Genomic DNA, 24,958 nt, shown 5'->3' on the forward strand with positions numbered 1-24,958 from the left:
GTTCCTTTCACGGGGATTTCAGTTGTGCGCGGTGCGCGGGTCGATGGCCTGGGTCAGTACATCCACCACCAGGTTGACCAGCACGTAGATGGCGGCGGCCAGCAGGGTCACGCCGAGCACCAGTGGCACGTCCTTGTTGGCCGTTGCGTCGAGCATCAGCCGGCCAATGCCTTGGCGGCCGAACAGCAGTTCAAGCACCACGGCGCCGCCCAGCAGGCTGGCGAACACATAGCCGGCCAGGGTCACCAGCGGCACCAGGGCATGGCGCAAGGCATGGCGCAGGCGGACACCGGTGTCGGACATGCCGCGCGCGCGGGCTTGGGTGATGAAGGGTTGTTCCAGCACCTGCTCAAGCGACTGGCGCAGCACCTGGGCCAGCACTGCCGCCACCGGCAAGCCCAGGGCCAGGCTTGGCAGCACCAGCGACTGCCAGCCACGCGAGCCCGATGGCGGCAACAGGTGGAAGTAGAAGGCGAAGGCCAGCAACAGCACGGTGCCGATGACAAAGTTCGGCGCTGCCGACAGCACCAACTCGATGCCCGACACCAACGCCCGCAGGCGCCGCCCACGGTTGGCAGTCAGCAGCGCCGAAGTCAGCGCGAGCAGCACCGCCAGGACTGCCGCGCTACTGGCCAGGGCCAAGGTCGCGCCCAGTTGCTCGCCAATCGCCTGGCCGACCGGTATGCGCAGGCGATACGACTCGCCCAGATCACCCTGGGCCAAGCGCGCCAGGTAGTTGCCGTACTGCTGCCACAGCGGCTGATCGAGACCGTACTCGGCGCGTACCTGGGCGAGCATCTGCGGCGTGGGCATGGCGTCCGGGCCGCCGAGAATCGCCAGCGCGGTATCGCCACCGCTGTGCTGCATGCCGAGGAACGTCAGGCTGGCAGCCGCCCACAGCACGATCAGGCCGTCACGCAGGCGCCTTAGCACCAGTGCCAGAAGTTTCATGGTTGCTCCTTGGCCAGCCACACGCTGGTGAACAGAGGGACATTGTGCGAACCATCGAACAGCACCCCGCCGACTGCCTTGCGATAAGCCAACAGCATCTGGCTCTCCACCGAAGGCACCGCTGGTACGGTTTCGCCCAGGCGCTGCTGCGCTTGGCGATACAGCGTGCGCCGCTGCTGCGGATCAGTGCTCTGCCGCGCCTGGCCCAGGTACTGGTCGAGCAGCGCATCGCGAAAGTGACCGACGTTCTGGCCGATCATCCGCGCGCTGGGGATGGCCTGGCTGTGATAGAGAATGAACAGCCCATCGGCGGTATTGGTGTGCCAGTAGCCGCCGCCAATGGCATCGAACCGCCCGGCATAGCGCAGCTCCATCACCCGCGTGAGCGGCAACACTTCGATCACCATGTCGAAGCCGATCTTGCGCAAGTCGGCCTGCACCGCCACCGAGACGTTGGCCGGGAACGCCGGGTTGTCGTAGGTCAGCAAGGTCGCTTGCAGGCGCTGGCCGGCGCGGGTGCGATACCCCTCGGCGTCGCGCCCGGTCCAGCCAGCAGCATCCAGCAAGTGGTTGGCGTGTACCGGGTCGAAGGCCAGCGCATCACGTGCTATCGGGTCATAGCCTGGGGTGTTCACGGCGAGGAAGTCGCCCTTGGCCAGGAACTCACCAAACCCCGAGATCCACGCCAGGCCATCGCGGTCGATGGCCTTGGCCACGGCCTGGCGCACCCGCACATCGTCGAATGGCACGCGCTCGACATTGAAGGTGATGCTGCGCGCCGGGTTGCCCTTGCGAATGCGGCTGCGCAGGGTCAGGTCTGGATTGGCGCGAATCGCCGCGGCGTTCTGTGGCGGCGCGTCCAGGGCCATGTCGCTGTCGTTGGCCTCAAGCGAGGTGTAGCGGATCATCGCCTCGGGCACATAACTGAGCTCGATGCGTTGCAGGTAAGCCGCGCCCTGATGATTGATCGCTGCCGGCGCCCAGTGGTAATCCTCCCGCCGCGAAAACGTCGCGCCCTGATCGCGTACATAGCTGTCGAGCACAAACGGCCCGCTGCCAATCGGCCGCGTAGCGATCGTGCGCGGCGCCTCGCGGATCTGCTTGGGCGAAATCATCCCCAGCCAGGCCTGCGACAGCACATCGAGAAACGGCGCATAGGGCGTGCGCAGGGTCGCCTCGAAGGTGAACTCATCCACCACCCGGCCCGTGAGAAACGGCGCGATATAGGCCGCAGCCAACGGCGACTTGGTCGCCGGATCACGCATGTGCTCAAGGTTGACCCGCACCGCCTCGGCGTTGAACCGCTCGCCATCGCTGAAGCGGACATCGTCGCGCAGGTGGAAGGTGTAGGTCAGGCCATCGGCGCTGATCTCCCAGCTTTTCGCCAGCCACGGGGTCAGGGTGCCGTCCTCGGCCTGGTAGACCAGGCAGTCGAACAGAATCCTGCCCAGCCACTGCATGTTGCCGTGCGACAGCGCATGGATATCGAAGCTGCCCGAATCGCTGGCGGCCGACACCCGCAAGGTGCCGCCGCGTATCCCCTCGCGCTGCTCGACAAAATCGCTGGCCGGGTAACGCATGACCCCGTTCACCTCGCTCACCGCCTCGCCCTTGAGCGTGCCTGCAGTTTGCCCAGGCGGCGGTGGCGAGCAGGCGCCGAGCAGCAGCGCGGCGGTCATCAGGCACGGCCGAAGTAGCTTATGCATGACGGCGGCCATCAGAAACGAAACGCCACGCCAGTGGTCACCGAGAAGGCGTCCCCCGGATAGAAGTTGGCCGAGTCGCGGCCATTGGCGTTGTAAGCCGTGTTGGCCGCACTGGCGTAGCGCTGGTCGGTGAGGTTGCGCAGATCGGCGAACACCTCCCACTTCTTGCTCGGCGCCTGGTAGCCGAACTTGGCGCCCCACAGCACGTACGACGGCGCCTGCCAGGTGTTGGCATAGTCGATGTAGTAGCTTGACGCTGCGCGCAGGTTGAGCGAGGCATAGAAGCCGCTGGCCTGGCGGTAGGCCAGCTCGGCCTGATAGACCTGGCGCGGCAGGCTGGGTAGCTCGTTGCCGCCGAAGGTGTCGTCGTCGCGGTATTTGAAGTCGTTGAGGGTGTAGGCCTGGCGCAGGTCGATGGTATCGCCGTTGGCGCCGCTCCAGAGCAGCGCGTTCAGGCCGGCCTCGATGCCCTGGTGAAGGGTCGGGCTGGCGTTGGAGGTGGCGGTGAGCTGGTCTTGAGTGGCGCTGGCCTGACGCACGACCACGGTCAGCAGCTCTTTCTGCACCCAGGAGCGGTACAAGGTCAGGCTGCCATCGAAGATGCCGTGGCTGCCACGCACGCCGACCTCGAAGGTGGTGGCCTTCTGTGGCCGCACATCGTAGAGGAACGGGTTGCCGGTACTGCCCAGCTGCCAGGTGACCGGTGGATCGATGCTGCGGCTGACGTTGCCAAACACCTGGAACTCAGGGTTGATCTGATAGCGCAAGCCCAGGCGCGGGGCCAGGTCGTTCTCCACGTACTCGACGCTGGTGGGTAGGTTGCTTGGGTTGGCGGGGGTCAGCGTGGTCGATTCGATATCGGCCTTACGGCGGATGTTGACGAACGACAGGCCCGAGGACAGCCACAGGTCATCGCTCAGTTGCAGCTCGTTGCCGAAGGTCAGCACCGTGTCGCGCGAGCCGGTGTAGTTGGTCTCCTGGATCTTCGCCCCGGTGGCGCGGCTGTGCGATTTGACGTCGGCCAGATAGGCGCGGGTATTGCTGAAGATGATGCTGCTGTCGCTGGGCAGGCCGAAGAAACGATCGCCGGTACGGAAGTAGCGCAAGGTCAGGTTGATGTCCTTGGAGCGCCAGTCTTGTGGAGTCGGCGAGTAGCGCCAGCCGTTGAGCAGCGGGTAGTTGTTGTACGAAGCGCCAACTTCGAGCTTGTTGCCGTCATCGAAGGTGTAGGTGGTCTTGTTGCCGACGAAGGTGGTGCCGTCTTTACGGCGCCCGGTCGGGGCAAGGTTGCTGCGTGGGTCGTGCTTGAGTTGCTGACGGGTCAGGGTGTTGCCGTTGGTGAGCTGCTCTTCGCGGTATTTGACGAACAGGCGGGTCTCAAGCTTGGGGCTGAACACATGGCCGAAGTTGGCCGCAAGGCCGCGACCTTCGTTGTTGGCATCATCCTGATAGCCATCGCGTTCGTTGTGCAGCACGTTGATGTAGTAGTCAGTGTCGCCAACCACACCGCCAGTGCTCAGTTGCTGCTTGCGATAGCCATAGCTACCGACTTCGAAGCGGGCGTAGTTGCCGGGGTCGGTGCGGCCGGTCTTGCTGACGAAGTTGATCGCGCCGCCCAGCGACAGCGCGGCGTACTCCGAAGCGTTGGCGCCGTAGAGCACCTCGGTGTGGTCGATCCCCTGCATGTCGAGGAAATCTTCCTGGGTGCCCCCAGGGCCGGTGATTGGCAGGCCGTCGAAGAGGAACTTGGTGCCCAGCACGTAGCCCTGGTAGAAGGTGTTCAGGCCCGAGCCGCGGATCGAAATCTTGTTCGCGGCCGTACCGCTGGTGCCCTGGGCGAACACGCCGGGTTGCAGGGCCAGGACATCCTCGGCGTTGGACGCCCTGCCCTGTTCGACCTGACGGTTGTCGATCACTGCGGTGTTGCCAGCGACCTTTTGCAGGCGCTTCTGGTCTTTCTGCGCGCCAGTGGCGGCAGCGCCGGTGACGGTTACCGTGTCGAGGGTGGAGTCTTCTGCGGCGAACACCGCTGGGCTGAGCAGGGCCATCATTACCGCGACGCTGGCGGTACTGCCCAGGGGGTGACCGGTAAGTCTAACTTTCGCACGCACTGCACATACTCCCTTTATATATAAGGTCGAAGTTATACGCTGTAGCGCAGCCTTCGCCTGACCGCTTCAGGAAGGTTATTGCAGTTGTCGTGCCAGCCTTTTTCTCTCGTCTTTATTGGGCATTGGCCTGATTAAAAGCTTGAATGCCATACAAACTGTTTGGCGCCTGTTGCTGTATCAACATTTCAGGGTATCAGTAGCGGCCTCATCGCGGGGCAAGCCCGCTCCCACGGGTCTACGTTATCCTGTAGGAGCGGGCTTACCCCGCGAAGAAGCCATCACTAGAAACATCAATCGCCGCCACTAAATATGCAGTGTTAATTTGGTAATTTGCATATAACCGCTGCTGTCCGAACGGCAACACCGCTTCAACAAAAGTTATCCTGCCGTTCATCCAGTTCGTTTAAACATAGGTAATATCCACGACCACCGGGCACTTTGCTATCTGGCACAAAATCTGCTCTACCCCCTGCGACTGGCCTGACTATGCCCATAGAACGCCGAGGTAACTATCGATGAACTTCAAGGAATACACCGATGCACGTAATGCAACCCAATCGACTGCGCCTGGCCGTGCGCCACGCCACCCTGGCCACAGCCCTTAGCTCTGCCCTGCTCGCCCCGGCGGTTGCCGCCGGGGCCGACCAGACCCTGGGTACAGTCACTGTTCAGGGCGCCAGGCAAACCGCCGCGCAAGCCGCGCAGAGCCAGCTGGCGGAAGTACCCGGCGGCACCAGCGTGGTCGACAGCGAAGAAGTCGCCAAGGGCCGCACTGCCACGCTACAAGACACCCTCGGTTATCAGCCCGGCGTGTTCGTGCAGTCCACCGGCGGCAATGACGCCGCCAAGATCTCCATCCGCGGCTCCGGTGCCAACACCTCGCCTGGCTACTTCCGTGAGGGGATCAAGTTCCTCTTCGATGGCCTGCCACTGACCGGCCCGGGCGGCACCCCCTACGAGTTCCTCAATGCCTCGGGGGTCAACTACACCGAGATCCTGCGCGGCGCCAACGCCTTCCAGTACGGCGCGTTGACCCTGGGTGGCGCGGTCAACTTCGTCAACCACAGCGGCTACAGCGCCCTAGGCCTGCGCCTGCGCGCCGAAGCCGGCAGCTATGGCTACCAGAAGCAAACCGTCAGTGTCGGCGGCGTCGAAGGTGATCTGGACTACTACCTGCAAGCCGACAACTACCGCAACCACGGCTCGCGCGATTTCAGCCTGTCGCGCAGCTCAGGCATCGTCGCCAACGCCGGCTACCGCTTCAGCCCCAAGCTTGAGACACGCCTGCTGCTGCGCTATCGCGACGAGTTCCACAACGACCCCAGCGCCACCACGCTGGCCAATGCCAAGCACCACCCGCGCCGCGCCAGTGCCACCGCCGAAAGCAGCGGCGCCGGCGCACGGCGCCCCGGTAGCATCTGGCTGGGCAGCAAGACCACCTACACCTTCGATGATGATGCCCGGCTGACCGTGGGCCTGTCGTACCACGACTACCGCCACACCAATAACCCGCGCAGCCCCAGCAACCCCAGCTACTGGGACTGGCACGACCTCGGCCTGCTGCTCGGCTATGACCGCGTCGACAGCCTGTTCGGCCACGAGAGCCGTAGCAGCCTGGCCTTCACCTCGACCCAGCACCTGCGCGGCGGGGTCAACTCGGCCACCGGCGACAAGGTTTCACTGAAAAAGGTCGACTATCAGGATTCGTTCGACAGGGTGTTTTCTTTGGGCAACGACCTCAACCTGGTCGATGGCCTGTGGCTGACCAGCGGTGTGTCGTTCGTCAACGTGCGGCGCAAGGTCGACATCGACTACGCAGTCAACCCCAACCGCACCGACTTCCCCCAGCACGTCGACTACGACAACTGGAGCATCGCCCCACGCATCGGCTTGCGCTACGAGTTCACACCGAACCTGCAAGTGTTCACCAACGTCAGCCGCAGCATCGACCCACCGGCCTCGTGGGAGTACTCCGGCTCCGGCCCGAGCCTGCCCTACATCCGCCCGCTGGTGGAGCAGAAAGGCAACACCTTCGAGGTCGGCATCAAAGGCTCGCATGGCATCTTCGACGGCAGCCTGGCGCTGTATCGCTCGTGGATTCACAACGAGCTGCTCAACGTGCAGATCATCCCCGCCACCTCCACCGCTGCTGCAGTGACCGGTGCATTCAACGCCTCGCCGACCATCCACCAAGGCATCGAAGCAGGCCTCAATACCCGCCTGTGGGAGAACGCCCAGGGCGACCAGGTGCGCTGGCGCCAGGTGTACACCTATAACGACTTCTACTACCGCAACGACGATACCTTCGGCAGCAATCAACTGCCCGGCATTCCCAAGCACATCTACCAGGGCGAGGTGCAATACCAGCACCACAGCGGCTGGTATAGCGGGGTCAATGTACAGTCGGCTTCACGCACCGCCGCGGATTACGCCAATACCCTGTATGCGCCGTCGTACACCATCTGGGGCGCAAACCTTGGGTATGAGGCGCCGAAGGGCAATTGGAAGGTGTCGCTAGATTTGAAGAACCTAGCCAACAAGGCCTACGTGACGGCCGTGACCCCGGTGTACAACGCCCGTGGCCAGGACACGGCGGCGTTCTGGCCGGGCGATGGGATTGGCGCTTATGTCGGGGTTGAGCTGAGGTACTGATTGGTTAGAGGTTTCCCCGGCTCCTACAGGCAATCCCTGTAGGAGCTGGCGAAGCCTGCCGCACAGCGGCTCCAACGAGCTCAAGAGAAACTCAGGCCCTGGGCATCAGCTCATAAGGCGCCTTCCAACCCGGCACTGCCTTGATCCGCGCCTTCCACGCCTCGATGTGCGGGAAGTCAGTCAACTGCATGCCAGTCTCCTCAGGCATGAACACATACCCAGCCAACGACAGATCGGCGATGGTCAAACGCCCGCCAACCATGAACGGCGTTTGGCTCAGGTGCTGATCCACCACCTGATAGGCCGCCGTGGCGCGCTCTCGGAAGAATTTGGTCACTTCGGTCTCGCCGGTTTTCTTCAGGCCGTAGAGAAAGCGCAAGGTGGCGTAGTAGCTGGTGAACTTGTGGTTGTCGAACAGCATCCAGCGCCAGATTTCGCGATGTTCCTCTTCACTCTGCGGGCCAAATTGACCGGTCTGCGCGGCGAGGTAGTCGAGGATCAACGCCGACTGGGTGAAGGTCTGCCCAGCGTGCTCGAGCACCGGCACTTCGCCCTGCTCGTTGATCTGCTGGCGCCAGCTGTCGGAGCGGGTCTGGCCGTGGAAGTAGTCGACCAAGACCGGTTGCCAGTCTTGGCCAGTGAGTTCGAGCATGAGTGCGGCTTTGTAGGCGTTGCCGGATTCGCCGAAGCAATGCAGCTTGTATTGAGGCATGGTTGACCTTCATAGTCCTTTGAATGGCGCGTTCAGAAGGCTGCTTTGCAGCCCATCGCAGGACAAGCCCGCGATGAGGCCAGTAGATCATGGCCACTATCGAACAGCCAACACCCACATCATCGAGCAAGGAGGCTCCATGGCCCCCCCTACATGTGCCGCGAAACTGCCCCACACCCTGACCACCCCCCGCCTGCGCGTTTCTCGCCCAGACCTGGCCCTGGCGCCACACCTACACCAGGCATTGCTGGCCAGCTATGCCTTGCACCAGCCCTTCCTGATCTGGGCCAAGCCGGATTGGACCCTGGAACAAATCGAGCAAGGCCTGGAAGAAAGCCAGGCCGATTTTCATACCCCCACAGGGGAAAAGCGCTACTTCGTGCTCGAACCAAACACCGGCGAGGTGATCGGCTGCATCGGCCTGACGCCCAGGGCTGAAGAGTATGAAGTGGGTTACTGGGTCAGCCAGGGGTTCGCCGGCAAAGGGCTGATGCGCGAGGCCCTGAACACGCTGCTCGACGCCGTGGACGCAGCGGTTTGGCTGACGACCGCAGTGGACAACGCCGCCAGCCAGCGCTTGGCTGAGCGTGCAGGATTCAGCCGGGTGGGCGAGGCGCCCAGGCCGAATGATCCTGCGACGCAGGGGTTGCTGTATCGGCGTGGCTGATGGCCAGGCTCCCAATGCCTGCAACTCACTCCAGCGCCAGCGAGCAACCACCGTCCAATGCACCCAAGACCGGTGGCAGGGAACTACCGGGTAGCTCCTGGGTTCTTAACATCATGCAGACATTCCCCTGGGCTTCACCCTTCTGGAGGTTTCGCCATGCGTCGATTGCTGATCGTTTCTTCACTGCTGGTGCTGTTGCCTGCCGGTTCTGCCCTGGCCCGCGTGGATGCGGGCGATGTCGCCACCTCGGCAGGGGTTTCCGCCTCGCTGTACTCGACCTTCAAGGATGACAAACGAATCATTCCTGCCCGCGATGAGCTGTCGGCCTTCGTTGCCAGCGGCGGTGCTATTCGTGGCGCCTATGCGGAGTCGGCACTGGAACAGGCGCGCAAAAACAATCCTGGGCTGCAGGCGAGTGACGAGGAGCTGGCCCGGGCAATCCTGTCTCAAGATGATCCGCTGACCGACAACTGATAGATCATTCACACCCGCTGCAGCCTTTCGCGGAACCAAGCCGCGAAAGGCGTGCAGGCTATGTCTGCACCGATTCTCAAAAAAATGACGAAAGTCTTCCTGCCCTGCCCGCATTTTTCCTGTTGCCAACTCCCGCTAAGGTTGTCGCATCCCACCTGAATTTGGAGCGACACCATGAAAGCCATTGTCTTCACCGAGCACGGCCTACCCATCGACGATCCAGCAGCGCTGTTCGACAGCGAACTACCGCGCCCTACGCCAGGTGCGCGCGACTTGCTGGTGGAAGTTCAGGCCATTTCGGTCAACCCGGTCGACACTAAAATTCGTGCAGGCTCTGGCAGCACCGGCCAACCCAAAGTGTTGGGTTGGGACGCGGTGGGAGTCGTGCGTGAAGTCGGAGTAGAAGTGGCGCTGTTCCAGCCAGGCGATGAGGTGTACTACGCCGGCGCCATCGACCGCCCCGGCAGCTACAGCCAGTTTCATCTGGTGGATGAGCGCATCGTCGGGCACAAGCCACGCACCCTCGATGCTGCCAGCGCCGCCGCATTGCCGCTGACCTCGATCACCGCCTGGGAACTGCTGTTCGACCGCCTTGGCGTTGCTCAAGGCGGTGGCGAGGGGCAACGCCTGCTGATTGTTGGCGCCGGTGGTGGCGTGGGGTCGATCCTGACTCAGTTGGCGCGCACCCTGACCGGGCTGACGGTGATCGGCACCGCCTCGCGCCAAGAAACCCAGCAGTGGGTCAAGGAGCTGGGGGCACACCACGTGATCGACCATAGCCAGCCCCTGGCGCCGCAGCTGGCGCAAATCGGCGACGGCCAGGTGGACTTGGTGATCAGCCTGACTCACACCGACCGACACTTTGCCCAATTGATCGAGGTCTTGCGCCCACAGGGGCGACTGGCATTGATCGACGACCCTGCCACCCTCGACGTGGTGCCACTCAAGCGCAAGTCGTTGTCGCTGCATTGGGAGTTGATGTTCACCCGCTCGCTGTACCAGACCGAGGACATGATCAAGCAACATCAACTGCTGGATCGGGTTGCCGAGTTGATCGACCAAGGTGTGCTGAGGACGACGTTGGGCGAACATTTTGGCGCGATCAATGCGCAGAACCTGCGGCGGGCGCATGCGCTGATCGAAAGTGGCAAGGCCAAGGGCAAGATTGTGCTGGAAGGTTTCTGAATGTCTGTTTGATCCGGCAATGCATGGCCTGCAATGGCCTCTTCGCGGGCAAGCCCGCTCCTACAGGATCACCACTGAGTTTTGGTCGGTGCGGTCCCTGTGGGAGCGGGCTTGCCCGCGAAGAGGCCGGCACTTGCCCCAGCAAAGCCCAGATCAATCACTGGTCAGCCGCTCCAGTCGTTGCAGCAGAAACGCCCGCAACTGCTGCACCAATGGGGTCAGCGACTGGCGGTGGGCGCAAACCATCTGCAACGGCGTCGGCTGCCCCCACTCCCTGGGGAACAGCTCCAGCAAACGGCCTGCGCGCAAATCATCGCGTACATCGAGCTGCGACTTGTACACCACGCCTAACCCGGCAACCGCCCAGCGCCTGACCACATCGGCATCGTCACTGGTGCGATCGCCCGCCACCACCACCGCTTTTACGCCTTGCGGAGTATGGAAATTCCACCTCTCGTGGGTCAGCTCGCCCATCATGTAGCGCAGGCAGTTGTGCTGGCCCAGGTCTTCAGGCGTGCTCGGTGCACCATGGCGGGCGATATAGGCGGGGGCGGCGCAGAGGATACGGCGATTGCCAGGGGCCAGCGGCAACGACACCAGGCTCGAATCCGCCAGCTGGCCATAGCGGATGCCCGCATCCAGCCGATCACTGAAAAAGTCGGCGATCTGATCGCTAAAGCGCAGTTGCAATTCGATCCGCGGATGGGCTGCCTGGAACTCATCGAGCAACGGCAACAACACATTGCGGCCCAAGTCCGAGGGCATCGACAAGCGCAGCGGGCCGGCGATTTCCTCGCGGCCATGCTCCAGGGCCATTTCACCTTCGGTCAATGCATCGAGCACCTGACGGGCATGCGGCAGGTAGCGCTGGCCGTCATCCGACAGGCGCAGTTTGCGCGTCGAACGCACGAACAGGCGAATGCCCAAGCTGCGCTCCAGACGCTGTACCGCACCGCTGGCCAGGGCCGGGGAAATGTCCAGTTGGCGGGCAGCAGCGGAAAAACTGCCGGCCTCGACGGTGGTCACGAACACCTGCAGGTCGTCCATGCGCACGAGTTTTTTCATTGCCGGTGTTTCCTCATGAGTTGAGCCGGCGCACATCGCGGCGCACGGCTTGGGGCGGGATGCCGAAGCCGCGCAAAAACGCTTCGCGCAAGTGCCTGCGGTCGCGAAAACCGGTTTCCCGCGCCACCACATCCAGGCTGTGGCGGCTTTGCTCGATAAGTAAGCGCGCCGCTTCCAGACGCAGACGTTCAATCGCCTTGGCCGGCGACTGGCCGGTTTCGGCGGTGAACACGCGGCTGAACTGGCGCGGGCTCAAATGCACCACGCCAGCCAACTCCTCGACCCCAAGTGGCTGCTGCAGATGCTGCCGGGCGTACTCCAGGGCGGCCTGGATACGGTCGGATTTAGGTGCCAGCTCCAGCATCTGCGAATGCTGCGATTGGCCACCGGTGCGCCGTTGCTGCATCACCAACCGATGCGCTACGGCACGGGCGATGTCTGCGCCCAGATCTTTTTCCACCATGCCTAGGGCCATGTCGATACAGGCCGTCATCCCGGCCGAAGTCCATAGGTTGCCGTCGGCAATGAAGATGCGATCCTGTTCGACGCGGATGCGCGGATAGCACTGCTGCATGGCCTTGGCATAGGCCCAATGGGTGGTGGCGCGACGCTCATCGAGCAGGCCAGCGGCGGCCAGGGTAAAGGCGCCGGTGCAGATGCCGGCCGTGCGCCGTGCCTGCTGGCCCAGCGCGCGCACCAGCTCGACCTCGGCTGCGCTGGGCGGGGTTTGCACCGGCATCAGTGTGCCGGCCACCAGCCAAGTATCGGCATGCCCAGGCGAGTCGACTGCCTGGGTTTGCAGTTGCAGGCCCAGCGATGAGCGCAACATGCCCCCGGCGACGCTGTAATTGCCGAGCACATAGACCGGCTCGCCCACCAGCAAGTTGGCGAACTCGAACACCGACTGCGAGGCCAACCCCATGACCTGGAAGCCCTCGCACAACAGGTAGCCAACGCGGTGCATGGCAACGCTCTCGCTATGACCTAAAAGCGTACTATATGCGTCATTTGCGCCAACCGCAAAGCACCGCATCATGGCTGCACATCCCCTCAACGGAGCATAACCATGACTCATCCAGGCACTGCACTGATCACTGGCGCTTCCTCCGGCATCGGCGCGGTCTACGCCGAACAGCTGGCGCGCCGCGGCTATGATCTGATTCTGGTGGCGCGCAATCGCCAGCGCCTGAACCAGCTGGCCGACCGCCTCACCACCCTCACCCAGCGCAGCATCGAGGTGCTGCCCGCAGACTTGGGCGATGCCCAGGACCTGGCGAGTATCGAGACGCGGCTCGCGCAAGACGCCAGCATCACGCTACTGGTCAATAACGCTGGGATCGGCACCCATACGCCGCTGCTGGAAAGCGACGTCGAGCACATGGCCCAGATGATCGCGCTGAACATCACCGCCCTCACCCGCCTGACCTACGCGGCGGTGCCGGGCTTGGTGGCGCGCGGCCAGGGGGCAGTGATCAATATCTCGTCGGTCGTAAGCCTGGCGCCGGAGTTGCTCAACGGTGTCTATGGAGCGAGCAAGGCGTATGTCACAGCCTTCAGCCAGTCGCTCAATCGTGAGTTGGCTGATCAGGGGGTACAGGTGCAGGCGGTCTTGCCAGGGGCAACGGCGACCGAGTTCTGGGCCACCGGCGGGCTGCCAGTGGAGAACCTTGATCCGGCAATGGTGATGTCGGCTGAGGATCTAGTGCGCGCGGCGCTGGAAGATTTTGATGCGCGGCGGTTGATTTCGATTCCGTCGCTGCATGCGTTCGAGCGCTATGAAGCGTTTGAGGCGAGTCGCTAGGGCTTGCTGGGGCAGTTGTCCAATCAGCAGGTGGCGCCGCGTTATAGCGCTGGTTGAAGCCATAGTCGGCAATGGACTTCATCGCGGGGCAAGCCCGCTCCCACGACGGTCATTGCGGGGATCGTGGGAGCGGGCTTGCCCCGCGATGAAACCACTGCTCGCCGCAAAAGGCTTGCCGTAGAGCGCTGAGGGTCTAGGCTCATGCTTTCACGATAATAAGGAAAGCAGCCCAATGCCGATGTCCCGTCCTCCCTTCGCCCTGGCCATGGCGCTGTGCCTGGCCTGCTCCCCGGCACTCGCCGCCGACCCCAGCGCTGAAGATTTGCTCAAGCAGGCCCAGGCCGAACAAGCGCACTACCTCGACACCCTCAAGACCCTGGTCTCGGTCGACACCGGCACAGGCACCGAGCCGGGCCTGCGCCAAGTCAGCGGTGAATTGGTCAAGCGCCTCAAGGCCCTCGGAGCCGAGGTTCAGACCCATCCGGCCAAGCCGTCGGTGGGCGACAACATCGTCGGCACGTTCAAGGGCACGGGCAGCAAGGACTTCCTGCTGATGGTCCACTACGACACCGTGTTCGTCCCCGGCACCGTGGCCAAGCGGCCATTTCGGGTCGAAGGCGAACGTGCCTACGGCCCCGGCGTTGCCGACGCCAAGGGCGGTGTGGCAATGATCCTGCACGCGCTCAAACTGCTGCAGGATCAGCAGTTCAAGGGCTACCGCACGCTCACCGTGCTGTTCAACCCAGACGAGGAAATGGGTTCGGCAGGCTCCAAGCAGATCATCGCCGAGCTGGCGCGCAAGCATGATTATGTCTTCTCCTACGAGCCACCAGACAAGGACGCGGTCACCGTCGCCACCAACGGCATCAACCGTTTGAAACTGCAAGTCAAAGGGCGCTCGTCCCATGCCGGTTCCGCCCCGGAAGAAGGCCGCAACGCATTGACCGAACTTTCGCACCAGATTCTCCAACTCAAAGACCTGGGCGATGCCAGCAAAGGCACCACGGTCAACTGGACCCTGGCCAAGGCCGGCGAGAAGGCCAACATCATTCCGGCCCTGGCCACCGCTGAAGCCGATATGCGTTACTCGGACCTGAGCGAAACCGATCGAGTGGCAGCCGATGCCAAGCGCATCGTGCAAAAACCACTGATCGCCGACACCCAGACCAGCGTCACCGTGGAAAAAGGCCGCCCACCGTTGGCGCGCAACGAGGGCTCGACCCAGTTGGCCGAAACCGCAAGGCAGCTGTACAGCCAGATCGACCGCAAGATCGAACCGATCGCCATGCGCTTTGGCACCGATGCCGGCTACGCCTACGTGCCCGGCAGCGCCAAGCCGGCAGTGCTGGAGACCATGGGCGTGGTCGGCGCCGGGCTACATGCCGATGACGAGTACATCGAGTTGAACAGCGTGGCGCCGCGCTTGTACCTGACCGTGGCGATGATCAGAAAACTCGCCCAGTAACCCTTGCCGCACCTGGCCGGCCTCAAAGGTCGGCCGCTTCCAGGGTTGCCAGGCGATGCTGGAAACGCTCCAGAAAGACGCTCTCGGCCACGGTCATCTTCTGCTCGCGGTTCCACAGCAAAAGCAAATCGACATCGACGATGCCTTCAGCCGGTGGCAGGCGCCACAGCAGGCCCTGCGCGAGATCTTTTTCCAACAGGTGCTCGGGCAGGCAACCGATGCCAAAGCCTGCGCACACCAGGCGGTGAATTTCCTCGAAGCTGGAGGACGAAGCGACGATCCGCCCAGTAAACCCATGTTGATCGCGGAACATCGCCAGAGGCGACAAGTTGCCGCCCAACTGGTCGCTGACGAAACTGACGAAGCTCTCGCCTTGCAGCTCGTCAAGGGTCACATCACTGCGCCCATACAAGCGATGGCGCTTGCCACAGAAGAAGGCAAAGCGCTGGCGCAGCAACTGGCGCTGCTCAAGCTTGGGCTGGGCGATGCGACACAGGCCGAGCCCGGCGGTGGCGGTCTTTTGCAACAGCGAGCTGATGATGTCGGCGCTGCGCAGCACTTCGATCTCCAGCTCGACCTTGGGATGGGCTTGGTGGAAGTCGCCGAGAAACTCATCGTACAACGCCGAATGCACGCGGCTGATGGTCAACAGCCTAACCTTGCCCACCACCGCATCACTGCGCTGCTCGACGGCGGCACTGATGCGTGACACGTCGGCGTAGATATCGCTGGCGATGCGCAGCACCTCCTCGCCCGCCGCCGTCAGATCAAAGCGTGGGCCACGGCGCAGGATCAGCGGGCACTCCAGTTGCTCTTCCAGCCTGCGCAACGCCTGGCTGACCGCCGACTGGGTGATGTGCAGGCGCGCAGCGGCGCGGCTGATGCTGCCTTCCTGACCAATCGCCAAATAGGTACGCAGCAGGTTCCAGTCCAGGCGGTCGTTGAGGAACCGGCGACCTTCCCATTTGTTGACCAGTGCAGCAGATCGCGATGTCGGTGGGTTCATCTCAAGCCTTATTAGTAGCGCTGCTAATACGACGGATAAGAATTAGCAAATTGACTAATCATAGCCCCAAGGCGATAAAACCCGAAAGCGCCACAGAGCGCGCCCGGCTTAGCCAGATCCGCACCCTGCCTATAACAAGCACATAAAAGAAGGGCTTTGCATGCACACCTCAAAACAGCCGCGTCGCGCGGCGGCGGCCGCGTTCGTCGGCACCACCATCGAGTTCTACGACTTCTACATCTATGCCACCGCCGCCGCACTGGTGCTCGGCCAGGTGTTCTTCCCAAGCAGCGACCCGCTGCTGAGCACCCTGGCGGCGTTCGGCACCTTTGCCGTGGGCTTTGTCGCAAGGCCGCTGGCCGGTATGGTCTTCGGCCATCTGGGTGACCGCCTGGGGCGCAAGAAGATGCTGCTGATGACCATGCTGCTGATGGGCCTGGCCACCACCGGTATCGGCCTGCTGCCCAGCTACGCCAGCGCAGGCATCTGGGCACCGATCGGGCTGATCGCGCTGCGCATCGTGCAAGGCATCTCGGTGGGCGGAGAATGGGGTGGCGCAGTGCTGATGGCCAGCGAACACGCACCCGCCAAGCGCAAGGTGTTCTATGCCTCGTTCGCCCAATTGGGCAGCCCGGCCGGCTTGCTGCTGGCGCTGATTGCCTTTCGCCTGGTGTCGATGCTCGATCAGGACGACTTCCTCAACTGGGGCTGGCGCCTGCCGTTCCTGGCCAGTGGGGTGCTGATGATGGTCGGCCTGGCGATTCGCTTTGGCGTCGATGAGTCGCCTGAGTTCAAGGCCGCGCAAGCCAAGCACGAGGTGGTCAAATACCCGGTGCTGGAGGTGGTGCGAGACTGCTGGCGGCAGATCTTGTTCGCGGCACTGGCAGTGACCATCGGCTCGGCCGGGTTCTTCTTCACCAACACCTTCATGATCACCTACGTCACCACCTACCAGGGCATCGCCCGCTCGACCATTCTCGACTGCCTGTTCCTGGTGACCATCCTGCAGTTTCTGACCCAACCGCTGGCGGCGTTGCTCGCCGAGCGAATCGGCGAGGGCCGCTTCCTCAAGCTGGTGGCACTGCTGTGCATGGCTGTGCCCTACCCGATGTTCCTGCTGGTGGGCACCCAGAACCTGGTGCTGATGACCCTGGGCATCGCCCTGGCGGTGGTGACCTTGTCGGCCCTTTACGCGGTGATCGCCGGCTACATGTCCCAGGCATTCCCAGCCCACCTGCGTTATTCGGGGATCTCGCTGGCCTACCAGCTGATCTGCGCCTTGGCCGGTGGCAGCACACCCATCATCGGTACGCTGCTGGCAGATCGTTTCGCGGGCCAGTGGATGCCATTGGCGCTGTTCTTCACCGCGCTGTCCGCCCTTTCCTTGATCGGTGTCTGTGGCCTGGCTCGCCTGCGTGGCGAGATTGAACAACCCAGCGCCGTCATCGCTCGCTAAAACCGGGAGATTCCATGAGCAAACCACACGCCGTCAGCGATACCGAATGGCAGGCACGCTGCGAACTGGCCGCGTTGTACCGGCTGGTCGCGCATTTTCGCATGACCGACCTGATCGACACCCACATCACCTTGCGCATCCCAGGCCCTGAGCAGCATTTTCTGATCAACCGCTACGGGGTGCTGTTCGACCGCATGTGCGCCAGTGACCTGGTGCGCATCGACCAACACGGCAACGTCGTCGACCAGGCGTTCGGCGAGCGGCGGGTCAATGCCGCAGGCTTCGTCATCCACTCGGCGATCCACACCGCGCGGCCAGACCTGCACTGCGTGATCCACACCCATACCGCCGCGGGCATTGCCGTCTCGGCCCAGGAGCAAGGGTTGTTGCCGATCAGTCAGCATGCGCTGAAGTTCTACGGCAAGCTGGCCTACCACCAGTATGAAGGCATCGCATTGTCGCTGGATGAGCGCGAGCGTTTGGTCGCCGACCTCGGCCCGCACAAAGCGATGATCCTGCGCAACCACGGCCTGCTGGTCGGGGGGGCAAGCGTGGCCGAGGCGTTTCATGAGATCCACTTCCTCGAGCGCGCCTGCCAGGCGCAGGTGCAGGCCTTGGCTGGGGGTGGCAAGCTGGTGTATCCCAGCGAACAGGTCTGCCGGCACACCGCCGAGCAGTTTGCCCGCGACGATGCGGCGCAGATCATCAGCCTGAGCTGGAACGCCGCCCTCACCCTAATCGAAGACCAACGCGAGTCGTATTGCTCATGAAACCGCTGGTTCTGCTGTCGACCGATCAAACGCTGCTTGGCCAGCTCCAGGCGGCGTTCGCCCGCAACGCCCCCCAGCTGCCAGTGGTACTGGCTGACGACCCCCTCGCCGAACAGGCGCAGGTGGCCGCCTGCTGGTTTCCACCCGTAGGCAGCCTGGGCGGCTTGCCCAACTTGAAACTGATTCACTCGGTGGCGGCGGGCGTCGACCACCTGGCCAGCGACCCCAGTCAACCTGCCCTGCCGGTGTGCCGGGTGGTCGACCCGGCGCACCGCCAGGGCATGGCCGAGTACGTGCGCTGGGCGGTGATCCACTATCATCGCGATTTCGACCTGGCCATGGCCCAGCAGCAACGCCAGTTGTGGCTGCGTCACCCGCAGCGACCGGCGGCTGATTTTCATATCGGCGTGATGGGGCTGGGTTCGCTGGGCGGCCCGATTGCTGCCGAGCTGGCAGCGGCGGGCTATGCGGTACGTGGCTGGGCGCGCAGCGAAAAACAGCTCCCAGGGGTACGCACCTTCGCTGGCAGCGCTGAGTTCAACGGCTTTCTCGACGGCCTCGACCTGTTGGTGAATCTGCTGCCGCTGACCGAGTCGACCCGTGGCATTCTCTGCCGACAAACCTTTCAAGCGCTGGCCCCGGGGGCGGCCGTGATCAACTGTGGGCGCGGCCAGCATCTGCACCAGCAAGACCTGATCGCAGCGGTCGGCAGCGGGCGCTTGCGTGGTGCGTTACTGGACGTCTTTGACCAAGAGCCGCTGCCCACGGATAACCCGCTGTGGAGCACGCCAGGGATTGTCGTCACCCCGCACATGGCTTCCTGCGCCTCGCACGACTGCATTGCCCAGCAGGTGGCGGAGAATGCGCGGCGCTTGGCCGGTGCAGAGCCCTTGCTGAACCGGGTGGACCCGGCGCTTGGTTACTGAAGGGCAGTGTTCAGCGCCAGCCATCCATACGCATGGTCGCCCTGACCAAGCGCTGCTCCTCCTGCTCGATCTCGCGCAGGCTGTCGCGAATGCCGTTGATGTGTTCCCGCGCCGCACGCTGCGCCTGCTCGGGCAACTGCTCCATCACCGCCTGGTACAACCGCGCATGCTGGCGATCGATCTGGCGCTTTTGCGCCGGGCGGCAATAGAGGTTGTTGACCGAGGCGAACACGGTGCTCAGGGTCAGGTCGCTGAGTGATTGCAGGGTATGTACCAGCACCGGATTGTGCGACGCCTCGCTGATGGCACGGTGAAAAGCATGGTCGCGGCGAGCATGCTCTCGCGGGTCGAGGCTGTCGCTGGCGGCGTGCGCGGCCAGCATGTCTTCGTAGCGGCGGCGGATCAGCAGGCGGTCGACATCGGTCGCCCGCAGCGCTGCCAGGCGCGCGGATTCGGCTTCCAGCAGCGCGCGCACTTCCAACAGGTCGAACAGCGTGCGCGGCTGCGAGCTGAACAGGTGCATCAGCGGGCTAAGGCTGTCGCGCCCGCTGAGCTGGGCCACGAACGAACCGCGGCCCTGTTCGGTATCGATGATGCCGCGCCCGCGCAGGATGCGCAGGCCCTCACGCAGCGCCGAACGCGAGCAGCCAAGCTTTTCCACCAAACGCCGCTCCGAAGGCAGGGCCTGGCCGACCTTGAGTACGCCATCGACGATCAACTTCTCCACCCGCTCAGCCACCTGATCGGCGACTTGGGTCTTGCCCTCTGCGCTCATGCACCTCTCCAACTGGTAGGACCACTGGTATCAGCTCACTGACCTCAGCCGCAACGGGCCAGGTACTGCCCTATTTGAAGGTAGCAGTTCTGAAAAAACTGGTAGGACCAGTTACGCAATCGCTCGACCACAGCGCCGTTCACGCGCACGCTGGAGTGGTCACAGCTATGCCGGAAATCGGGCTCTTGGTGGCTTGGACAACTACAAGAATCTTGGCGAGTGAACCTGATGAATATCCTCTACGACGAACGCGTAGATGGGCCGCTGCCAGCTATCGACCAGCGACAGTTGCTGCTGGCCCTGCGCGATGCCCTGCCCGACCTTGAGATTCTGCACCGCAACGAAGACCTCAAGCCCTACGAGTGCGATGGCCTCTCGGCCTACCGCACAGTGCCGCTGCTGGTGGTTCTGCCCGAGCGCCTGGAACAGGTGCAAACCTTGCTCAAGCTCTGCCATCAACGCGGGGTGCCGGTAGTGGCTCGCGGAGCCGGCACTGGCCTGTCGGGCGGCGCCTTGCCGCTGAGCAAGGGCATCTTGCTGGTGATGGCGCGCTTCAACCGTATCCTTGAGGTCAATGCGCAGGGGCGTTACGCCCGCGTCCAGCCGGGTGTGCGTAACCTGGCGATCTCCCAGGCGGCAGCGCCCTATGGCATGTACTACGCGCCTGATCCATCGTCGCAGATCGCCTGTTCGATCGGCGGCAATGTCGCTGAGAACGCCGGTGGCGTGCACTGCTTGAAGTACGGCCTGACCGTGCACAACCTGCTCAAGGTGGAAATCCTCACCATCGAGGGCGAGCGCCTGACCCTGGGCAGCGATGCCTTGGACAGCCCAGGCTTCGACCTGTTGGCGTTGTTCACCGGCTCCGAGGGCATGCTTGGGATCGTCACCGAAGTCACCGTCAAGCTGCTGCCCAAGCCGCAGGTGGCGCGGGTGCTGCTGGCCAGCTTCGAGCGGGTCGAGGACGCGGGTCGAGCGGTGGCCGAGATCATCGCCGCCGGGATCATCCCAGGGGGGTTGGAGATGATGGACAACCTGGCGATTCGCGCCGCTGAAGACTTCATTCATGCCGGCTATCCGGTCGAGGCTGCGGCGATCCTGCTGTGCGAGCTCGATGGCGTCGAGGCCGATGTACAGGACGACTGCGAACGGGTGCAGGCGGTGCTCGAACAGGCCGGTGCCAGCGAGGTCCGGCTGGCCTGTGATGAGGCCGAGCGCGTGCGCTTCTGGGCCGGGCGCAAGAACGCCTTCCCGGCCGTGGGGCGGATATCGCCGGATTACTACTGCATGGACGGCACCATCCCTCGCCGCGAGTTGCCACGGGTGCTCAAGGGCATTGCCGAGCTGTCCGAGCAACATGGCTTGCGGGTGGCCAACGTTTTCCACGCTGGGGACGGCAACATGCACCCGTTGATCCTGTTCGATGCCAACCTGCCGGGCGAGCTGGAGCGGGCCGAGGCGATCGGCGGCAAGATCCTAGAGTTGTGCGTGGCGGTTGGCGGCAGCATTACCGGCGAGCATGGCGTGGGGCGCGAAAAGATCAACCAGATGTGCGCCCAGTTCAACAGCGACGAAATCACCCTGTTCCACGCGGTCAAGGCCGCGTTCGACCCGCAAGGCCTGCTCAACCCCGGCAAGAACATCCCGACCCTGCACCGCTGCGCTGAATTCGGCGCGATGCACGTGCACCACGGCCAGTTGCCCTTCCCTGACCTGGAGCGTTTCTGATGAGCATGGACCGCGACCTCAGCCAGGACCTGCTCGAACAGGTCAACCAGGCCCTCAACCTTGGCAACCCGCTGCGCATCCAGGGTGGCAACAGCAAGGCCATGCTCGGCAATCCGGTGGCCGGTGAGATCGTCGATACCCGCGGCCATCGCGGCATCGTCAGCTATGACCCGACCGAGCTGGTACTCACCGCCCGCGCCGGGACGCCATTGCTGGAAATCGAAGCCGCGCTGCATGAAGCCGGGCAGATGCTGCCCTGCGAGCCGCCGCACCTGGGGCCCAACGCGACACTGGGCGGCATGGTTGCGGCGGGTTTGTCCGGGCCGCGTCGGCCTTGGGCTGGCTCGGTGCGCGACTATGTGCTGGGCACGCGGCTGATCACCGGCCACGGCAAGCTGCTGCGCTTTGGCGGCGAGGTGATGAAGAACGTCGCCGGCTACGATGTCTCGCGGTTGATGGCGGGCAGTTTCGGCTGCCTCGGGCTGCTCACCGAGGTGTCACTCAAGGTGCTGCCACAGCCGCGGCAAACCTTGAGCCTGCGCCTGGCAATGGACAGCCATCAGGCCCTGGCCGAGCTGGCCGAATGGGGCCAACAGCCGCTGCCGATCAGCGCCGCCTGCCACGATGGCGAGGCGCTTTATCTACGCCTTGAAGGCGGTGAAGGCTCGGTGCTGTCAGCGCGCCAGCGGCTGGGTGGCGAGACCCTCGACAACCGTTTCTGGAGCGACCTGCGTGAGCAACGCCTGGCGTTTTTCAAGGCCCCAGAACCGCTGTGGCGGTTGTCCGTGCCCACTGCCACCGGTGAACTGCAACTGCCCGGGCGCCAGCTGATCGACTGGGGAGGCGCTCAGCGTTGGCTGAAGTCTTCGGCCCCAGCGGCGCAGATCCGCGCGCAGCTGGCCGAGGTTGGCGGCCATGCCACCGGCTATACCGCCGGCACGGACAGCACGGCGCCGCTGGCAGAGGCGTTGCTGCGTTATCACCGCGCGCTCAAGCAGCAGCTCGACCCCCAGGGTATCTTCAACCCTGGCCGCCTGTTTCCAGACCTGTGAGGCCACGCCATGCAAACCACTCTGAGTGAATCGAGCAAGCGCCTGGCTCGCGCCGAAGAGGCCGAGAGCATCCTGCGCTCATGCGTGCACTGCGGCTTCTGCACGGCCACCTGCCCCACCTATCAATTGCTCGGCGACGAGTTGGATGGGCCACGCGGACGGATCTACCTGATCAAGCAAGTGCTTGAAGGTGAACCGGTCAGCGCCAGCACCCAGCTGCACCTGGACCGCTGCCTGACCTGCCGCAACTGCGAAACCACCTGCCCGTCGGGGGTCAAGTATCACGACCTGCTGGACATCGGCCGCGCAGTGGTCGAGCAGCAGGTACCGCGGCCATTGTCCCAGCGCCTGCTGCGCGAAGGCCTGCGCGCAGTAGTGCCGCACCCGACCCTGTTCAAAGCCCTGGCCCGCACCGGTCAGGCCCTGCGGCCGGTGCTACCGGCCAGCCTCAAGGCCAAGTTGCCGGCGCAGGTAGTCGCTCCCGGCCAGCGCCCGCAGGCGCGCCATGCGCGTCGCGTGCTGCTGCTCGAAGGTTGCGTGCAGCCGGCGCTTTCGCCCAATACCAACGCGGCTGCCGCGCGCTTGCTCGACCGCCTGGGGATCAGCGTCGAACCGGCCCGCGAGGCCGGCTGCTGCGGCGCGGTCGACTATCACCTCAACGCCCAGGCGCAAGGCCTGCAGCGCGCCCGGCGCAATATCGACGCCTGGTGGCCAGCGGTCGAGGCCGGCGCCGAGGCCATTGTGCAAACCGCCAGTGGCTGCGGTGCGTTCGTGCGTGAATACGGCCATCTGTTGGAGCACGATCCACACTATGCCGCCAAGGCAGCACGAGTCAGCGCCTTGGCCCGCGACCTGGTCGAGGTGCTGCGCGACGAGCCCATCGAGCGCCTTGGCGTGTGCGCCGAACAGCGCCTGGCCTTCCACTGCCCGTGCACCCTGCAACATGCGCTCAAGCTTGGCGGTGAGGTAGAACGGCTGTTGCGCCGCCTTGGCTTCACCCTCACCGCAGTGCCCGACGGCCACTTGTGCTGCGGCTCGGCCGGAACCTACTCGCTGACCCAGCCGCAGCTGTCGCGGCAGTTGCGCGACAACCGCATCAATGCCCTTGAGAGTGGCAAACCGCAACTCATCGCCACCGCCAATATCGGCTGCCAGACCCACCTCGATGGCGCTGGGAGGACACCGGTACGGCACTGGATCGAAATCGTCGAAGCAGCCCTCAATCAGGAGATTTGACCATGCACAGCAAGTCGGTATTGGGCCAGGCGGAGGTCGCCCGGCTGCTCGCCGCGGCCCGCCAGGATGCGCAGATTCATCAGTGGCAGGTGACCATCGCGGTGGTCGATGATGGCGGCCATCCACTGGCCCTGGAGCGTATGGATGGCTGCGCCCCGGCCAGCGCCTACATCGCCATGGAAAAAGCCCGCAGCGCGGCGCTTGGCCGACGCGAAACACGCGATTACGAGCAGATGGTCAATGGCGGGCGCACGGCGTTCGTTACCGCGCCTATGTTGACCAGCCTGGAAGGCGGCGTGCCGCTGCGGGTCGATGGCCAGGTGGTGGGCGCAATTGGCGTTTCCGGGGTCAAGCCCGAGCAGGATGCCCAAGTGGCCAAAGCCGGTGCGGCGGCGTTGTGACACTATGGCCGCCACCCCGCAGTACCGGCCCATCACTGGCTGGGATCGGCGTAATCAATCCCGCTCGTCGATCACCAGCGGCTCGCCGATGGTGTAGAAATGCCCGCCTGCAACGTAGTGCAAGCTGCGCAGGCTGGCGTCGGCATGCTCGTAACGCCAGTGGCCATCCTTGAACACGCGATCGTCTGCCCAGGCCGCGACCACCTCTGCGATGAACAAGTCATAGGTGTTCTGGTTGTGCGGCTCGTCGATCACCCGGCACATCAGCCAGGCTGAACAATCATTGACCAAAGGCGCTGGATAGCCCTCGATACGCGTCAATTGCACACCAATACGCGCCAGCTTGGCGGGGTCGTCGAGCTGGCTGCGGGTGCCAACCTGATGGGTCAGGCGCGCTTGCGCGGCGGTGGGTAGCTGCAGCACGAACCAGCCACTGCCCTCCACCAATTGCCGAGTGCGGGTGCTTTTATCGAGCACCACGGTGACCTTGGGCGGGGCGAAGTCCAGCGCGCAGGCCCAGGCGGCGGCCATGACATTCTCAACCCCTGCGTGCCCTGCCGACACCAGTACGGTCGGACCATGATTGAGCAAGCGATAGGCTTTGTTCAGGTCGACAGGCTGAAAATGGCTGTTCATTGAGACTCCTCGGGACTGCACGGTAGACGTAACAGCAATTGTGCCGAACAGCTCACATCCCTGCCAGCCAGTCTGGCCTCAGGGACAGCTCAGGCGGCGAAGGCCATGAACAAGGAAAAGTCCTACCCGAAACACGGAAACGCCTTACTTGTGGGTCGGGCCACTCAGAAACATGATCCCACA

22 protein-coding genes are annotated in these 24,958 nt (G+C 63.7%); 13 read left to right on the forward strand and 9 right to left on the reverse strand.

Going from position 1 to position 24,958, the window contains the following annotated elements; translation table 11 throughout:
• Positions 1-18: 18 nt before the first annotated feature.
• The 3 genes from HU737_RS11310 to HU737_RS11320 are packed head-to-tail and all read right to left on the reverse strand — an operon-like array spanning position 19 to position 4,768.
• Positions 19-951, reverse strand: coding sequence for an ABC transporter permease (locus HU737_RS11310; protein ID WP_186555201.1), 933 nt, complete (start codon positions 949-951; stop codon positions 19-21).
• Positions 948-2,657, reverse strand: a complete 1,710-nt coding sequence (locus HU737_RS11315; protein WP_186555200.1) for an ABC transporter substrate-binding protein — start codon at positions 2,655-2,657, stop codon at positions 948-950. The genes HU737_RS11310 and HU737_RS11315 overlap by 4 nt, the downstream gene beginning before the upstream one ends.
• 11 nt (positions 2,658-2,668) lie before the next feature.
• A complete protein-coding gene (locus tag HU737_RS11320) occupies positions 2,669-4,768 on the reverse strand; it encodes a TonB-dependent receptor family protein (protein WP_367616026.1) in 2,100 nt (699 codons plus the stop codon).
• 537 nt (positions 4,769-5,305) lie between these two features.
• On the opposite strand from HU737_RS11320, the gene HU737_RS11325 reads away from it, so the two are divergent.
• Positions 5,306-7,420, forward strand: coding sequence for a TonB-dependent receptor family protein (locus tag HU737_RS11325; protein ID WP_186555199.1), 2,115 nt, complete (start codon positions 5,306-5,308; stop codon positions 7,418-7,420).
• A gap of 91 nt (positions 7,421-7,511) precedes the next feature.
• Here HU737_RS11325 and HU737_RS11330 read toward each other — a convergent pair whose 3' ends face one another.
• On the reverse strand, positions 7,512-8,132 hold the full coding sequence (locus tag HU737_RS11330) for a glutathione S-transferase family protein (RefSeq protein ID WP_186555198.1): 621 nt from the start codon (positions 8,130-8,132) through the stop codon (positions 7,512-7,514).
• Between the two features lie 139 nt (positions 8,133-8,271).
• On the opposite strand from HU737_RS11330, the gene HU737_RS11335 reads away from it, so the two are divergent.
• The 3 genes from HU737_RS11335 to HU737_RS11345 all read left to right on the forward strand — a co-directional run bounded on the left by HU737_RS11335 (position 8,272) and on the right by HU737_RS11345 (position 10,458).
• Positions 8,272-8,799 carry a GNAT family N-acetyltransferase gene (locus HU737_RS11335; RefSeq protein WP_186555197.1) on the forward strand — a complete coding sequence of 176 codons (528 nt, stop codon included), beginning with the start codon at positions 8,272-8,274 and terminating at the stop codon, positions 8,797-8,799.
• 156 nt (positions 8,800-8,955) lie between these two features.
• On the forward strand, positions 8,956-9,273 hold the full coding sequence (locus tag HU737_RS11340; RefSeq protein ID WP_186555196.1) for a DUF2388 domain-containing protein: 318 nt from the start codon (positions 8,956-8,958) through the stop codon (positions 9,271-9,273).
• Between the two features lie 174 nt (positions 9,274-9,447).
• Complete coding sequence (locus HU737_RS11345; RefSeq protein ID WP_186555195.1) at positions 9,448-10,458, forward strand: zinc-binding alcohol dehydrogenase family protein; 1,011 nt, start codon at positions 9,448-9,450, stop codon at positions 10,456-10,458.
• Between the two features lie 153 nt (positions 10,459-10,611).
• Here the strand turns inward: HU737_RS11345 and HU737_RS11350 are convergent, their stop codons facing one another.
• Positions 10,612-11,523 carry a LysR family transcriptional regulator gene (locus HU737_RS11350; protein WP_186555194.1) on the reverse strand — a complete coding sequence of 304 codons (912 nt, stop codon included), beginning with the start codon at positions 11,521-11,523 and terminating at the stop codon, positions 10,612-10,614.
• A 13-nt stretch (positions 11,524-11,536) separates the two neighbouring features.
• Positions 11,537-12,487, reverse strand: a complete 951-nt coding sequence (locus HU737_RS11355; RefSeq protein ID WP_186555193.1) for a GlxA family transcriptional regulator — start codon at positions 12,485-12,487, stop codon at positions 11,537-11,539.
• A gap of 102 nt (positions 12,488-12,589) precedes the next feature.
• Between HU737_RS11355 and HU737_RS11360 the strand changes: the two genes are divergently transcribed.
• Both HU737_RS11360 and HU737_RS11365 read left to right on the forward strand, forming a co-directional pair.
• Positions 12,590-13,324, forward strand: a complete 735-nt coding sequence (locus tag HU737_RS11360) for an SDR family NAD(P)-dependent oxidoreductase (protein ID WP_186555192.1) — start codon at positions 12,590-12,592, stop codon at positions 13,322-13,324.
• A gap of 232 nt (positions 13,325-13,556) precedes the next feature.
• Positions 13,557-14,789 carry a M20/M25/M40 family metallo-hydrolase gene (locus HU737_RS11365; RefSeq protein WP_186555191.1) on the forward strand — a complete coding sequence of 411 codons (1,233 nt, stop codon included), beginning with the start codon at positions 13,557-13,559 and terminating at the stop codon, positions 14,787-14,789.
• A 22-nt stretch (positions 14,790-14,811) separates the two neighbouring features.
• On the opposite strand, the gene HU737_RS11370 is transcribed toward HU737_RS11365, so the two are convergent.
• On the reverse strand, positions 14,812-15,795 hold the full coding sequence (locus HU737_RS11370) for a LysR family transcriptional regulator (protein WP_186555190.1): 984 nt from the start codon (positions 15,793-15,795) through the stop codon (positions 14,812-14,814).
• Between the two features lie 160 nt (positions 15,796-15,955).
• Here HU737_RS11370 and HU737_RS11375 point away from each other — a divergent pair, with 160 nt between their 5' ends.
• The 3 genes from HU737_RS11375 to HU737_RS11385 are packed head-to-tail and all read left to right on the forward strand — an operon-like array spanning position 15,956 to position 18,947.
• On the forward strand, positions 15,956-17,251 hold the full coding sequence (locus HU737_RS11375) for an MFS transporter (protein WP_186555189.1): 1,296 nt from the start codon (positions 15,956-15,958) through the stop codon (positions 17,249-17,251).
• 14 nt (positions 17,252-17,265) lie between these two features.
• A complete protein-coding gene (locus HU737_RS11380; protein ID WP_186555188.1) occupies positions 17,266-18,021 on the forward strand; it encodes a class II aldolase/adducin family protein in 756 nt (251 codons plus the stop codon).
• Positions 18,018-18,947 carry a 2-hydroxyacid dehydrogenase gene (locus HU737_RS11385; RefSeq protein WP_186555187.1) on the forward strand — a complete coding sequence of 310 codons (930 nt, stop codon included), beginning with the start codon at positions 18,018-18,020 and terminating at the stop codon, positions 18,945-18,947. The genes HU737_RS11380 and HU737_RS11385 overlap by 4 nt, the downstream gene beginning before the upstream one ends.
• A gap of 10 nt (positions 18,948-18,957) precedes the next feature.
• Here HU737_RS11385 and glcC read toward each other — a convergent pair whose 3' ends face one another.
• Positions 18,958-19,722 carry a transcriptional regulator GlcC gene (glcC, locus tag HU737_RS11390; RefSeq protein ID WP_186555186.1) on the reverse strand — a complete coding sequence of 255 codons (765 nt, stop codon included), beginning with the start codon at positions 19,720-19,722 and terminating at the stop codon, positions 18,958-18,960.
• A 228-nt stretch (positions 19,723-19,950) separates the two neighbouring features.
• On the opposite strand from glcC, the gene glcD reads away from it, so the two are divergent.
• Genes glcD through HU737_RS11410 form a run of 4 tightly spaced genes read left to right on the forward strand, consistent with a single transcriptional unit; the run spans position 19,951 to position 24,139 of the window.
• Entirely contained in the window at positions 19,951-21,450 is a 1,500-nt protein-coding gene (gene glcD, locus HU737_RS11395; RefSeq protein ID WP_186555281.1) for a glycolate oxidase subunit GlcD, read from the forward strand.
• Positions 21,450-22,502 carry a glycolate oxidase subunit GlcE gene (glcE, locus tag HU737_RS11400; protein ID WP_186555185.1) on the forward strand — a complete coding sequence of 351 codons (1,053 nt, stop codon included), beginning with the start codon at positions 21,450-21,452 and terminating at the stop codon, positions 22,500-22,502. The genes glcD and glcE overlap by 1 nt, the downstream gene beginning before the upstream one ends.
• 9 nt (positions 22,503-22,511) lie before the next feature.
• Positions 22,512-23,738, forward strand: coding sequence for a glycolate oxidase subunit GlcF (glcF, locus tag HU737_RS11405; RefSeq protein WP_186555184.1), 1,227 nt, complete (start codon positions 22,512-22,514; stop codon positions 23,736-23,738).
• Between the two features lie 2 nt (positions 23,739-23,740).
• The gene (locus HU737_RS11410; protein WP_186555183.1) at positions 23,741-24,139 is read left to right on the forward strand and encodes a heme-binding protein; all 399 of its coding nucleotides are present in this window, start codon (positions 23,741-23,743) and stop codon (positions 24,137-24,139) included.
• Between the two features lie 54 nt (positions 24,140-24,193).
• On the opposite strand, the gene HU737_RS11415 is transcribed toward HU737_RS11410, so the two are convergent.
• Entirely contained in the window at positions 24,194-24,775 is a 582-nt protein-coding gene (locus tag HU737_RS11415; RefSeq protein WP_186555182.1) for a flavin reductase family protein, read from the reverse strand.
• Positions 24,776-24,958 lie beyond the last annotated feature (183 nt).

Origin of the sequence: Pseudomonas urmiensis (genome assembly GCF_014268815.2) — a bacterium.
Lineage (GTDB): Bacteria > Pseudomonadota > Gammaproteobacteria > Pseudomonadales > Pseudomonadaceae > Aquipseudomonas > Aquipseudomonas urmiensis.